Annotated in this window: 8 protein-coding genes and 1 tRNA gene; 2 read left to right on the forward strand and 7 right to left on the reverse strand. The window is 56.1% G+C overall.

What is annotated here, in order from left to right:
- Positions 1-34 precede the first annotated feature (34 nt).
- Positions 35-110: transfer RNA gene (locus WCS52_15875), tRNA-Ala, on the forward strand.
- 303 nt (positions 111-413) lie between these two features.
- Here WCS52_15875 and katG read toward each other — a convergent pair.
- From katG to WCS52_15910, 7 genes are all read right to left on the reverse strand, one after another.
- On the reverse strand, positions 414-2,609 hold the full coding sequence (gene katG / locus WCS52_15880; GenBank protein MEI6168661.1) for a catalase/peroxidase HPI: 2,196 nt from the start codon (positions 2,607-2,609) through the stop codon (positions 414-416).
- A 52-nt stretch (positions 2,610-2,661) separates the two neighbouring features.
- Positions 2,662-7,512: a hypothetical protein gene (locus WCS52_15885; GenBank protein MEI6168662.1), complete on the reverse strand. Its 4,851-nt coding sequence runs from the start codon at positions 7,510-7,512 to the stop codon at positions 2,662-2,664.
- A gap of 364 nt (positions 7,513-7,876) precedes the next feature.
- On the reverse strand, positions 7,877-10,180 hold the full coding sequence (locus WCS52_15890; GenBank protein MEI6168663.1) for a response regulator: 2,304 nt from the start codon (positions 10,178-10,180) through the stop codon (positions 7,877-7,879).
- A 9-nt stretch (positions 10,181-10,189) separates the two neighbouring features.
- Entirely contained in the window at positions 10,190-10,633 is a 444-nt protein-coding gene (locus WCS52_15895) for a response regulator (GenBank protein MEI6168664.1), read from the reverse strand.
- Positions 10,633-12,351: an ATP-binding protein gene (locus tag WCS52_15900; protein ID MEI6168665.1), complete on the reverse strand. Its 1,719-nt coding sequence runs from the start codon at positions 12,349-12,351 to the stop codon at positions 10,633-10,635. Before WCS52_15900 ends, WCS52_15895 begins: the two co-directional genes overlap by 1 nt.
- A gap of 222 nt (positions 12,352-12,573) precedes the next feature.
- Positions 12,574-13,452 (reverse strand): alpha/beta hydrolase, encoded by an 879-nt coding sequence (locus WCS52_15905; protein ID MEI6168666.1) that lies wholly within the window; start codon positions 13,450-13,452, stop codon positions 12,574-12,576.
- 79 nt (positions 13,453-13,531) lie between these two features.
- The gene (locus WCS52_15910; protein ID MEI6168667.1) at positions 13,532-13,792 is read right to left on the reverse strand and encodes a zinc ribbon domain-containing protein; all 261 of its coding nucleotides are present in this window, start codon (positions 13,790-13,792) and stop codon (positions 13,532-13,534) included.
- Positions 13,793-14,147: 355 nt separating this feature from the next.
- Between WCS52_15910 and WCS52_15915 the strand changes: the two genes are divergently transcribed.
- The gene (locus WCS52_15915) at positions 14,148-14,603 is read left to right on the forward strand and encodes a DUF2059 domain-containing protein (GenBank protein ID MEI6168668.1); all 456 of its coding nucleotides are present in this window, start codon (positions 14,148-14,150) and stop codon (positions 14,601-14,603) included.
- Positions 14,604-14,712: the final 109 nt, after the last annotated feature.

The following is a 14,712-nucleotide window of genomic DNA, read 5'->3' on the forward strand; positions in this document are numbered from 1 at the left end:
TGAATCAGGTATACGAATGCCTCCTTTTCAAAAAGGGGCGGTAGCTCAGTTGGTAGAGCACCACGTTCGCAACGTGGGGGTCACGAGTTCGAGCCTCGTTCGCTCCACCATCCTTCGCTCGGCGCTACGCTTGAGCTACGGATGGTCTCCGACCGGTTAACCAAACCGAGCCGGTTTTCAACAACTTTCCACACAACCTTTTTAGACCCCGAAATGAGCCCCGAGGGGCGAAAATCCTTAACGCTTCGAGTCATACTCAGCGAATGAGTCGAAGCAGGCAACCAATTATTCGCATTTCTCATACAGAGTCTCAGGAACAATATTAGTCAAAACATCCAAACCATCTCCGGTCCAGCGGGCGGCGCGGAGAACCGCTGCTGGACCGGAGCAAAAATTTCGCATCCCCACGGGCATCAGTCGAGTTCGAACCGATCCAGGTTCATCACCTTGTTCCAGGCTGCCACGAAATCATGCACGAATTTCTGCTGCGAGTCCTCACAGCCGTAGACTTCCGCCAGAGCCCGGAGCTGGGAGTTCGAACCAAAGATGAGGTCGACACGGGTTCCTGTCCATCTGAATTCACCTGTTGTGCGATCGCGCCCTTCAAACATGTCGCCCGCTTCCGATGCCGCCTTCCAAGTGGTACGCATGTCGAGCAGGTTCACGAAGAAGTCGTTCGTCAGCGTTCCGGGGCGCTTTGTGAAGACGCCATGTTGCGTCTGGCCAAAATTGGTATTCAAGACTCGCAATCCACCGATGAGAACCGTCATCTCAGGGGCTGTCAGGGTCAACAATTGCGCCCGATCAACCAGCAACTCCTCCGCCGATACAAAGAACTTAGTTTTGAGGTAGTTGCGGAAACCATCCGCAACCGGCTCAAGCACTGCAAAGGACTCCGCCTCGGTCTGGTTCTGCGAAGCATCCATGCGCCCCGACGTGAAGGGAACCGTCACATCACATCCGGCTTTATTCGCCGCCGCTTCGATGGCCGCCCCCCCGCCCAGAACGATGAGGTCAGCAAGCGAGACCTGTTTCCCGCCGGATTGCGACTGATTGAACGCCTTTTGGATCGCTTCGAGGGACTGTAAAACTTTTGCCAGCTGAGTCGGCTGGTTGACCTCCCAATCTTTCTGCGGCGCAAGGCGAATGCGTGCGCCATTCGCACCGCCGCGTTTGTCGGAGCCACGGAACGTGGACGCCGACGCCCAGGCGGTCGAAACCAGTTGCGATACAGTAAGGCCGGAAGCCAGGATCTTGCCCTTGAGCGAGGCGATGTCCTGGTCATCAATCAGTTTGTGATTGACGACAGGAATGGGGTCCTGCCAGATGAGATCTTCCGCAGGAACCTCCGGGCCGAGATAACGTGCGCGCGGGCCCATATCACGGTGAGTCAGCTTGAACCACGCCCGGGCGAACGCGTCCGCAAACTGACCCGGATTTTCCATGAAGCGCCTCGATATTTTTTCGTAGGCCGGATCGAACCGCAAGGCGAGGTCAGTCGTCAGCATCGCTGGGGCGTGACGCTTTGACTTGTCGTGCGCATCCGGCACCGTACCGGCACCTGCCTCATGTTTCGGCTTCCATTGCTGCGCACCGGCAGGGCTCTTCGTCAGTTCCCATTCATAATTAAACAAGTTCCAGAAGAAGTTGTTGCTCCACTTCGTCGGGGTCGTGGTCCAGACAACTTCCAGGCCGCTGGTGATCGTATCGCCGCCTTTGCCCGTGCCAAAGCTGCTCTTCCAGCCCAGGCCCTGCTCCTCGATTCCCGCCGCTTCGGGCTCCGGCCCAACATGTTTCGCATCACCGGCGCCATGGGTTTTACCAAACGTGTGACCGCCGGCAATCAGCGCGACGGTTTCCTCGTCGTCCATAGCCATGCGGGCGAAGGTTTCTCGGATATCCTTGGCGGCGGCTAGCGGGTCCGGATTGCCGTTCGGCCCTTCCGGGTTCACATAGATCAGCCCCATCTGTACCGCGGCAAGCGGTTTCTCGAGCTCCCGGTCACCGGAGTAGCGATTGTCGTCCAGCCACTTGCGCTCGGTCCCCCAGTAAATGTCCTCTTCGGGTTCCCAGGCATCTTCGCGTCCACCCCCGAAGCCGAAGGTCTTGAATCCCATGGACTCAAGCGCGCAGTTTCCGGCGAGGATCATAAGGTCGGCCCAGGAGATCATGCGACCGTATTTCTGCTTGATCGGCCAGAGCAGTCGGCGCGCCTTGTCGAGATTTGCATTGTCAGGCCAACTGTTGAGAGGCGCCAGGCGTTGGGAGCCAGACCCCGCCCCCCCACGGCCATCGCCCATGCGGTAGGTGCCTGCGCTATGCCACGCCATCCGCACGAAGAGCGGCCCGTAGTGACCGAAATCGGCCGGCCACCAGTCCTGCGAGTTGGTCATCAGGGTATAGAGGTCATTCTTCACCGCCTTCAGGTCGAGCTTCTTGAACTCCTCAGCGTAGTTAAAATCCTCGCCCATCGGATTGCTCATGGCGGAGTGCTGGTGGAGTAATTTGAGGTTCAACTGGTTAGGCCACCACTCCCGGTTCGATGGGCCGCTGCCAGCCGCGTGGCCATGAGTTCTGCCTGTTACCGGGCACTTGCTTTCGTTGTTCATATGTTTCTCCTATTATGATTTACGTTTCTTCACTCCACGAAATGAGCACTGTTCAAGGGACAAGCCGGATACGGTAGAAACGAGAGGCCGAATTGGGCGGGAATGGTGCCGTCTTCGGGGCTCCAGTGTCATACCAGACGGTGTTTGAGCCAATGGCCATAATCGCCCCATCCACGGCGTTCGACCAAGCCCCTTTCAGGTCCGGGCTCCAGTCCACGCGGTAGGTCTTTCCGGATACCGATCGCCATCCGATCATGATCGGTAGGCCTGTAGCTACTGCCGAACGGACGGCGAAAGCCGGTTGCCCCGGCAAGATACCTGCCTGATACTCCTCGAAGTACGTCATGCCGTTCCCGTTCGGATCCGGATGGTTGGCGTCGTTTACGAACGGATTCAGCCCGTTCGCGAGCTCCCAGTCATTCGGTATCTCGTCGCCGTCTGTGTCGCTATCCAGATCGTTCGGAATGCCGTTGCCGTTAATGTCGGGGCTAACCCAACTATCCGCCTCCACGTAGACCGGGGTGCCGCTGACCGTAAGCGTCAGCACACCGTTAGTGAGCGGATATTGGATCATCGACCACATAGCCGTGGTGTTATTGAAGGACCATGGCAGAGTACTCGTGATCCGAGCCTGACTCACCGGCCCGATGGGCAACGATACCTGGCCTGCGCTATTGGAGGCGTTCCACAGTACCCAGACCGGCTGATCGCCGGCATTGATGAACTGCACACCCATGTTGCCGGAGCCCCAATCCAGAAGGTGGGCACGCTGGAAGCCTTCCAATTTATCAACGAGTTGACCGTAAACATAAAAGCCCACACGACGGTTGCCGTTCGAGTCCACCAACGCCGCCCATTTCACTGCCTCGGTATCAGTGGGCTTGCTCTCCATCTCTGTGTAGATCAGGTGGCCGATCCCGGAGCCCAGGGCAAAGGGAACGGCACGTGCCAAAAAGAGGGCGTTCTCGGTGTCAGTACAGGTGTGGCCCTGGCCTTTGAGCTGGCTGTAAGTGGAGGTGAAGTCGGCTTGCGTAAGCCACACCTCCCGATCGGGTAGGAGGCGGGAGAGCATCGTCGTGAGCAACCGCCCTTCAAGATAGTCGGTCACCACGTTCGTCCCCGACCCGTAGGACGTACGTTCCCACCCGTCGTGGACGCTGACCGCATCAATAGCGGACGCGGCCCCTGGATCGGCTTCAAGCAGGCTCGTGAGGTAGTTCGTGCCGGACGGCGGCACGTTGTCGAAACCGCTGGAAAGGATGACGGCCTCCGGGTCTGCGGCGTGGGCAACCACGCTCGCGGTGCGCAGATACTGCGCATACATCGCCAGGGTACATCCGGCCCAGCGGCCCGTATCCGGACTGAAGGCGTCAAAGATTTCCCATTGGTGCACAGGACGCGTCAGGCCCGGCACGTCAGCAATCCCGTCCCCGTCATAGCGCTCGACCAGCAACCCGAACGCCTGCGCGAAGCTGAAAGCCGAGGGCCAGCGATTGCTGACGGCCGCAACGTTGAAGACCGCATAGGTGTTGTACCCAATCACCTGATTGGTGACGACCTGTTTATCGAATGCCGTGAAACTGATCAGGTTCGTGTTCTCCGCCTGGGTCGTGGAAATCTCCACCAACCCGCGCCGGCACGAGGCGGCAAGTGCTGCAAGATTGACTGTATTCACGCTATTGGTTCCTCCGATGCCAAAACGTGCCACCGCCATCACAGGCCACCGGACGCTGACAATTACCGCATTACTGTTGGTCGATCCGGTCTGAGTGCTGCTCGCAGTTGCGTTGTTGGTGATGCGGGAGCCATATGCGGCGGAGACGCTCACCGTAGCAGCACAACTCAGCTCGACGTGGCTTTGACCAGGCAGCGTGCCAAGGCTCCAGGTCACGGTCCGGGTTCCGGAGTTATAGGTTCCGTTGTTGTTGACGCTGTTTGTGGCGCAGATCAGTGTCGCCGGCAGAACGTCCGTCACGACCACATTGGAGGCGGACCCCATGCCCATATTCTCCAGGATCAAGTTGAATGTGATCGGCTCGCCGACGGCGGCACTTACCGGTTCGATGGATTTCGACAACCGCAACTGTGCAGTCGCGGGTACTTGATAGAAGGCACAGAAAGTGCCCGGTCGATTCACCGTCACACTGATCATGCTGCCGGACGGATCCAGCGTCCCGCCTAGATTTGTCCAGATCGATCCACTGTATTGCCAGATCGTGACATTTGGCCCCGTGCCATCCAACGTCAAGCTGACCGTCGCATTGATCGCAAAACTCTGATTGGTGGGTGCGAACGCATAAACCCCGCTGGCCTGCACCCAGTTCCCTGTACTTGGCGGATTGGGCGTGGCATCCAGGTACTTAGCATAGCCGATGGTGAACTCCACGTTGCCCGGGACAGCGCCCGCGGGCACGGTTAGCTTACCACCCGCCAGTGATTCCAACGTCCCGCCGGCTATCCCCACCGGGTTAACGAACCGAAACTTCGTCACGGCCTGAAGCTGCATCACAGGCAGATGGCTGGTGCCTTGAACGCCGTGCAAGTCCCATGTGATCTCGCACTGGTTGCCGTTGATCCGGGAAAAGCCCTGGTTCGTGATGGTGACGGCATATGCCGTACTGTTGGAGTTCCAGGTGCCCACGCCAATTCCCTTGCTCACCAGTTCACTCGTCTTCACATCGAAAGCATTCGGATTAGCGGAGTCCTGCCGCACAGCTGCATACAGCGCTTGGTTCAACAACCACGAATTTACATCGGACTCCGCCACCCCCTGCCAGTTTATGCCCGAGATCCTATTGCTATTCGCCGTATTCTGGTCAATCGCCTTATTGAACTGGAACGTGACCGTCAGGTTGGTGTTATTGATCACCGCCGAGCCCCAGGAGGGCATGATGTTGGTCACGTAGGGCCCGGGATACAAACGGTTTGTCACCGGCGCATCGTGTTCCGACGGGTCGATGATGACGCTCTGCCCCGCTCCGCACGGTACCGTTATGGCACCATTTGTGCTCGTCACTTGGACCAGTCCTTCATACACATCCACCTGCGTCCGATGGAACGGGGCGAAAACCGGGTAGGTGCCGGGGCCTAGATCCAGCACGCTGCCGTCATACGTGTTCACCACTTTGATGCGTCCGACGCCGTTGCTACCGCACCAGGCGACGATATGCCGGCCTTCCTGATCGCAGTTTCCCACGCCGCTCTGCGCGCCCACCCCTAAGATGGCATCTTCCTGAAATACCCCGTTGCTGTCAAAAAGCTGAAGGTAGCTGTAGTCCGGGCTTCCATAGATCTCAAAGTCCGTTACCACCCGTGAACCATCCTGGTTCCAGGCCATAGAGTCCGACTGCATGCGGGTAACCTGGCGGGGGGTGCCGCCACCCGACGAACCGATCCTCCACACGCCGCCTTCCTGGGTCCGCGGGTAGTAGTTACCCACGGGAAAGATCACTGATTTGCTTCCTTTAACGACCGTGAGCTGGGAGGGGGACGGAAAATCCAGGTTCACGGTCCCGTCGCCCGCTTGAACAGAGACCGATTTAGCACCCGCCGACAGATCATGTGTGCGCAGGGGGCCATACCAAGCGCCCATCTGCGGGGTCAACCAGCCGCTTCCTTCGGGAAAAGGCAGTAGCCAGTTCAAATCGCCCGGCGTTGTCATTTCCCCGTACCCCTTGAAACCGGAAGGGAACGCCAGGCTCTGCCCATCGACCGTTGCGTTCAAGGTGACCGGATTGAAGTTGGCTTCGTTATCCCATTCCATGTAGACGTCGCAAGGCCATGCCGTGCGATTCGTGTCCGTTGCATCAACGACCGCGGCCCATCGCGCACCCGTCCTGCCGCTGCGCATGAAAGCAATGTCCCCGTCCTGCAGCCAGCAGGTATTCTCGCCCATGTCAGAGTCCACAAAGCCACCCGGATTTTCCATCGTCTTCCACAGCACGGTCACGGGTCCGCCCGCTACAGGGGCCGTACAGATCTCCTTCTGCTTCACCCGGCAGTAGCTGGCGCGCTGATAGTCCTGAATGCGCGCGAAGGAGACAGAGGCACCGTCCGGGGAAAACGAGGGTCCAACCAGGCAGCGCATCCTGTAGCTGTAGCCGGCCAGGCCGGTGCCTTCGGAGAGCAAACCGGCGCTGAGCCATACCCTCTGGTTCGACCCGTTTCCGTCGGCGATATAGAGATCGCACGTCTGCGGCGTCCCCGAGTAAGTCCAGACCTCATAGATGACGTTACTGTTGTCGGGTGAAAAAGCGGCGCGGCCGATCGTCTTGCCCGGTGGCGCCGCAATATAGTTTGTGGCGCCCGTGCCGTCATCGTTCATCAGCCACAAATCGTTCCCGTTGACGTAGGCAATCTTCTGCTGGACCGTCTCACTGAACCCGGTCTGCTTCAGTTCCACCGCTCCCGCGTCCCATTCGTAATTAACACCAGGCCCGGGGGTCGCCAGGATTTTGTGGCGGCCGATCTGGAACCACGCAGACCCGCTCATCACCTTAATTGCGATTCCCGTCGCACTGTGCCACAAAGCCAGGACTGTGTTCGTCTCCATCGTGATGACCACGCCGCAGTTCATGGCAAAGGAGGCAACCGTCGCTGAATCCGTGCGGACTTGCTTCGTCAGACGAAAAAACATGCCGGGCGGCAAGTCGTACTCGACCCACTCCCCGTGGATCTGCATCCCCCATATCAAGCCGTGCGGACCAGTTGTCCCGACTACGTATTGGACGGCGCATGCCGCCAGGTCTTTCACCGAATCCCTTGCCCAGTACGCGTCAGGCACGTCTCCGAACAGGGCCCATGCACGATGCCCGTCCAGAATCACTAACAGTATCGCAATGAAGATAAATCGTCGAATTGCGTTCAATGCCACTTCATAATCTTTTCCCTTTTTTGACACCATTTTCTCCTTCAGCGCCTCAACGGGTAAAATACACAGGCCAGCTAGCACGAGATGTCACAACTACCACATCTATGGCGGACGTAGTAATCAGGGTTTTCCTGATTGTGAGGGTGGGAACTCCTGATGGTGAATCTCAGCTCAAGATCCGTCTATGCGTAATCCGCAGGAACACTATCTCAAGGACGTGGTTAAGGCGAAAAAGAATATGAGTCGAGCTAACGTCTGAACGCCGGGCCTGGAGGGCAGAGCGTAGGGCCGCATGAACGGACGCCATGAGGCCCCTTTTTCCCGCTATTCCCAAACCCAAATCGCTTCTGGAAGATTGATCAACTTGCCAGTATTCACACAACAAACTAGCCCGCCATCATTTCAAGACCCGCCCCAGCACTTCCAGGAGTTCGCGCTTCGTATAGGGTTTGGCAAGCGCGCCTCTGAACCCGTAAAAAACATATTTTGACAGCACCGACTCTTCGGCATATCCACTGGAAACGATGGCCTTAACGTCAGGATCAATTACCAGAAGTTCCTTGAGCACCTCCAGTCCACCTATTCCGCCGGGGATAGTCAGATCCAGAATGATCACATCGAATGGCTTGCCCGCCTTCAGCTCCTGCTGATACAGGTCTATGGCCTGTCGTCCATCTTTCGTGGTCACGATGATACAGCCGGCGTTGTTAATCCAGCGCGATATGATTTTGAGGATCACCTCCTCATCATCCAGCAACAGAATCCGGGAAGCGGGCTTCAGGGAGGGGACACCGGCTGCCGACGGCCCGCTCTGCCCAAGGGTCTGGGCTTCAGAAGCCGGTAGATAGATGGTGAAGGTCGTGCCTTTGCCCAGTTCCGACTCGACGCCGATGTGGCCGCCGTGTTTGGTAATGATAGAATAGGTTGTCGCCAGCCCCAGTCCGTGGCCGGTTGTTTTGGTCGTAAAATAGGGGTCGAAGATCCGGTCAAGATAGGCGGAATCGATGCCGACTCCTTCATCCCGCACCGTAATCTTAATGTTTCTTCCGGAGGGGAGACTGGTGGGGAGCGAAGGCACGACCTCTTCTGGAAATTCCGTATTTTCGAGGGTAATATAGAGATGCCCGCCCACGGGCATGGCCTGCCTGGCATTAATGGTGAGATTGGAGATGGCTTGTTGGATTTGCCCCTTATCCGCTTTCGCCAGCCAGAGGCCATCGGCCTGCTGATACACCAGCTGGACATTGCTGCCGGACAGGTCAAAGCGTGCGGTTTCCTCCACCAGCGCCCCGAGACTGACGTCCTCCTTAACGGGGCTTCCCCCTTTTGAAAAAGTCAGTAACTGTTTGGTGAGCCGGGTGGCCCGGGTTAGACATTTTTCAGCATTTGCCAGGTGTTCGAGGCCCGCATGACCTGGAGGCAACTCATCTTTAGTTAAGGCAATGTACCCGAACAACCCCATCATGATATTGTTGAAATCATGCGCCAGACCACCGGCCAATGTGCCAACACTCATGATTTTCTGCATTTTAAGAAGTTCGACTTCATCCCGCTTGCGGTCAGTGATGTCCTGTACAATTCCTGCCATGAGATATGACTGATGATTAGCGTTCAAGCGATGGCATCCGGCCGCCCAGATCCATCGCTCTGCCCCATCGTGACGCCGAATGCGGCATTCGAAGTTCCAGTCACTCTGGGTTAAAATGGCGTGCTGGAATTTACCATTAACCATGGCCCGGTCTTCCGGCAGGACGTGCTCTAGAAATATTTCATAGGTCCAGCATGGCCGGAGGTCCGAATATCCGAAGATTCTATCATGCTCAGGGGAACGCAAGGAGGAGTGGTCTGTCAGATTGAGTTCCCACACCCCGATATGGCTCATTTCCATCGCGAACCGTTGCCGTTCTTCACTCTCGCAGAGCGCCTGCTCCGCTCGTTTCCGTTCAGTGATGTCCCGGATGAAACCCACATACCGGCCGCCGTCAACAGGGCGATACTGGGCGCTGACTTCAACTTCATAAATGGATCCATTCTTACGCCTGTGCCTGGACTCAAAACGGCACGAACCCTTCTCCTTGGTCATCTGAAGGTGGATAAGAATTTCGTCATGCATTTCATTGGCCTCAAGCTCGTGAATCTGCATGGCCAGCAATTCCTGCGCACTGTAGCCACTCATCTGGCAATAAGTCTCATTCACCTCTAGAAGATTCCCCTGGTTATCTGTCATCCAATACCCATCCATGGCCGTCAGGAGGATGGTGCGGTGCCGCTCCTCGCTTTCCCGGACCGCCTCCTCCGCCTTTTGCTGTTCTTGCAACAGGGTCCACTCGCGAAGCGCGCTCTCCACGGTCCGGGGCAGCATGGCGAACGCCTCCGGCGACTTCACCACGTAGTCCAAAGCGCCCGCCTTGATCACTTCCACTGCGGCTTTCGGGTTGGCCAACGCCGTGATGACCAAGATCGGGAAAGGGGCGGCTTGCGGGGGATGCGTCAGCACTTCCACGGCCCGCCCATCCGGTAGGTTCAGATCCAGCACTGCGAGATCAGGGAGCTGGGCCGCGATGTACTCCCGGTACTCCTTCAGCGTGCCGACGGTGTAGATGGCGGCCTTCAGATCCGACGCTTCGAAAGCGCGACGAATGGCCTCGCGATGACTTTCCTCATCATCCACGACCAGCAGGTACAGTTGTTTCTGATTCATTTCGTCTCCTCAATATTTCGGACACTGATTCCATGCCAGCCAGTAGTAGCCGAAGGTTTCCATCAACGTGGAGAACTGCGCGAAGTCCACGGGCTTGACCAGGAAACTATTGGCGTGAGCGTCGTAGGCTTTGACCATGTCAATCTCGGCCTTGGAGGTGGTCAGGATCACCACCGGGATACGAACAAGATCCGGATCCTCCTTGATCCGTTTCAGGACCTCCAGGCCGTCCACTTTCGGCAGGCGCAGATCGAGCAGAATGATGCCCGGCCGGGGGGACTTGGCCGGGTCACTGAATTCGGCCTCCCGGTAGAGATAATCCAGCGCCGCCTGGCCATCGGCCACGCGAATCAGTTTATTAGCCACATGGCTGGCCTCGAAATTACGCTTCACAATTTCGGCATGGGCATCATCATCTTCCACCAGCAAAATATTGATCGGTTCTCCATCTATCATGTTTTTTCTCCTGTTGGATTGATTAGGGCTCCGGGCAGAGTGAAATAGAAACATGTTCCCTGTGCGAGCCCGGCTGATTCCAGCCAGATCCGGCCTTGATAGAGCTCCACGATGCGCCTCACCAGGGCCAGGCCAATACCCGTGCCTTCGGCCTTCGGGTCGAGTTTCTCAAACAAGCCGAACACCTTCGCATGGTAGCGCGGGTCGATGCCGATGCCGTTGTCACGCACATAGAACACCACCTCGCCTGTCCGCCGCTCCACCCCCATCTCGACGCAGGGTTCGCTCTGGCACCCCATGAACTTGACGGCATTATCAAGCAGGTTCTGCCAGAGTTCCGCCAACCGGGACCGGTCCCCGTTCAGCGTGACGTCAAGGTCACCGAGCTTGACCGTCACCCCGCGTTCCGTAATGCGACCGGCCACAATCCCGAGTACTTCGTCCATCAGATTTTTCAAATCCACGTGCACTGGCGGATCGACCGTATGGCCAATCCGGGCAAAATCCACCATCTCATCAAGCAACCGGGCCATCTTATCCGCGGCAACGCGCATGAAATTCATGTCCTTTTCGATCCGCCCGGCATCGGCCGACGCGAGGTCCTGTTTCAGGTAGCCGAGAAAGGTGCGGATGGTTACCACCGGACTTTTCAGGTCATGCGAGGCCGTATAGAGGAATCGTTCCATCTCCGCATTCTTTGCCTGCAATTCCAGTGTTAGGTGCTGCAACTCCTCCGCCATTTTCGCTTGTGTCTGGTAGAACCTGATGCGCTGTTGCCGCCAAACCGCCCACAAACTGACGCCCACCCCGAATAGCAACGCGCCTGTCATAAAAATGATTTGCCGGATTTGCTGTTTCATCGGCGCGGACACTTCGGCGGTATTGACCCGGGCCACCAGTGCCCATGGAGAATCCGGAATAGTCCGCAGGTCCGCCATCACAGGCTCACCTCGATAGTCGATTCCGTTCATGATGCCTTGTCGGCCCAAGACGGCTTGGGCCGCAGGCAGGGAGAGCTGATTCAACGAGTAGCGCAGCTTTAACGCGGTGTGGGACTCGAACCGGAGCTCATTGAGGAAGACCACTTCATTTTCCTCCCGGCGAACGAGCAGGGTCTCGGCGGAGGGGCTGGGAGTCGGCCAGTGCCGGATGAAGGGATACAACTTAACGTCGGGGTCAATACGCAGGACGAGCAGTCCTAGCGACCTTCCCGCATCCGTTACATCGAGAATCGGCACTTGAACCGCCAAATGAATGCGTTGGTCCTGCGGGTCCTGATAGAAATCCTGAAAGATCACTTTACGGGAATTCAGGACCTCTGAACTGGGTTGTGAAATGGAGGAAGCCCTGCCCCTCCGGTCTGAGGGGAGCTTCAGGCGACAGACCCCTTGTGCATCCTTCAAACAAATCAGGTCATATTCCGGGTTTTCTAAATATTGACCCAGCCATGATTGAAGTTGCCGCAAGGCGTCCATGTCTTCCTGTTGTTCGAAAAAACGCTTTACCAGGGCGGTAAAGGTTTCGTTTTTAAAAAAAAGGGTGCCATCCTGTAACCGTTCCTTACGCCACTGGGTTAGTTCACTCACCTTCAATTCCCCCACTGCCGAAAGTTTGGCCGTCACTTCGCGCTGGTACGACTGGTCGACACCCCGATAGTAATAGTAGCCGATGGAGATGATGCCTGCTGTCAGGATGGAAAATCCCGAAAGAAGCATATAGGGGAATCGATTTGCTCCCGCGGCAATTTCTGGAGATTTTATCTTTCCTGACATCATGAGTTTCTCCTGCCTGGCATCCCATCGCCCCAAGCTGATAGTAGTTAGCCTATGAACTGTTGTATTCCATATCAATAGGGGTTTCCCTGACTGCAAGAGTCCAAATTCCTGATGGTGAATCTCAGCTCAAGATCCGTTTGATACACGTTCGGTCAAATTGTCTCATTGCCTCAATCGCTTATCCAGGAAATCCAGCATTTGTTTCATGCATACTTGGTTGTACGCGTCTGTGAAACCGTGACCTTCCCCTTCGAGGACCACCACTCGGACCGAAACGCCGACGCCCTTCAACTTTTCAGCAAGGCGTTTCGACTGATCGACGGGGACGAGTTTGTCTTCTGTGCCGTGGAACAACAAAAAAGGCGGCGCATCCTTTGTCACGTAGTTGATCGGAGAGGCCTTCTGGTAAACCTCGGGCTTGTCTGAGAAGGAGCCGCCCAGGAAAGGAACAATGACATCCTTCTTCAGATCGTTAGACCAGTCATACGTGGTGAAGTCGGTCGGGCCAAAGAAACTGACCACGGCCTGGACCCGGCTGGATTGTTCAGGGTTGCCACCGTCACCCTCCAGCCCGACGGTCTTGTCCGTAACCCCGAGCATGCAAGCCAGATGACCTCCTGCAGAGAAACCGACGACGCCGATGCGGTCTGGGTTAATTCGATAGTTCTTAGCGTTGGCCCTTAGCCAGCGCACCGCAGCCTTGCAATCCTCAACCGGCGCCGGAAAACGGGCGACCGGTACTAGCCTGTACTCGACAGTTGCGCCCACATAACCCATACGAGCTACGCCCTCGACAAAATGGTTCATTTCCTGGCGGTTGCCGGCCTTCCAGCCCTTACCGTGCAGGAATACCACTGCGGGAAACGGCCCGTTGTCCGCGCTCGGCATCGCCAAGTCCAACTGCAATTCTTCATTTTCCACCTTTCCGTAGACCAAATTCCGTTGGACGGTGATCTCGGACTTGTTTCCCCGCATCACTCGTACGCCGATGACTGCGAAGATCGAGACTGTCACCAGGAGGAATGTCAGCGCTCTATTCATTTCATAATTGCTGAACGTGACGGCTCACTGGCACCAAATCCGTCAGGGTGAGGTGTACAGTGCGGCGACTGGCGATGGTTCATTTCGCCGACCACCGATTCAGTTTCGGAATGCTCCTTGTGAACAACCACGCCACGAATCCAGGCATCCCCATCTCCTTCAGCTTGCCAATACAGAACTTCTGCATGGCTTTGGGGGTGCTGATTTCGGGAGAGGTGAACGCTCCGCCGATGTAACAGAAGCTACAATACTCGCTGTTCTTGGAGCCGTCTGAATTCGTCCCGCCGTTCTTAGGGTCTTTCTTCATCGGCATGCCACAACTTTGGCAGAACTTGCTCATTTTCTTTCCTCCTCATCGACCGTTTAATATCAGGCGTAACACCTTTGCTGGTAATAGGCACACATAATCCTAACGCGTAATCTGTAATTGTCAAAATTCTGAACCCGAAGGCATGTCGAGAGAGACCAAATTTTCTATTTCCTCACCATGATCGAACTCGGCCACACTGACCGAGGGGGATCTTGAACGAGAAATTTATGGATATGCTGAAGGAACGGATGCTGCATTCAGTGGCGGAAAGAGCGGGAGTTTCGGCAAGCATAAAACAGAGAGTGGTTCTTGCAGGGTGGACAGACCCCGGTGGAGGGGAGTAGAGTGATAGGCATGGTGAACAATCAAGAAGGGAAATCCAATAATGAAAAAACTACTCCTGCTCACGTTAATCACAATGATCTCATGTAGCCCCTTCGCACAGGCCGAAATCGCAGCAACCAAGCGTGTTGAAATTGTGAAGATGCTTCAACTCACAGGCACAGAAAAACTCCTTGAAGGAATAAAGACGCACATGATAAGCGGTCTCAAAACATCAATGCCGAAAATCCCGGAAGCTTTCTGGTCCAAATTCGAAACCAAGATGGACATGGGATCGTTGACTGAACAGATAATCCCCCTGTACGATAAGTACTATACGCTGGAAGACCTGAAGGCCATAAATTCCTTCTATCAAAGTCAAGTCGGCCAGAAAGTCTTATCCACTTCCCCCCAGATTTTTCAAGAGAGCGTAGCCATCGGACAGAAATGGGGCGAGAAGATGGGAAAAGAGGCCTCAGATGAATTTGAAAAAGAGTTGGGAAATAAGGACCAGAAATAGAGCTGGATCTTAGATACCCGCAATGGCTTGAAATCCTCGCTCACTCGTCGGATCTGCTCCAAGGAACCTGTGGGAAACGGTTAGACGATCACAGTTCCCATGGATATTG

It is taken from the genome of bacterium (assembly GCA_037128595.1).
Taxonomy (GTDB): domain Bacteria; phylum Verrucomicrobiota; class Kiritimatiellia; order CAIKKV01; family CAITUY01; genus JAABPW01.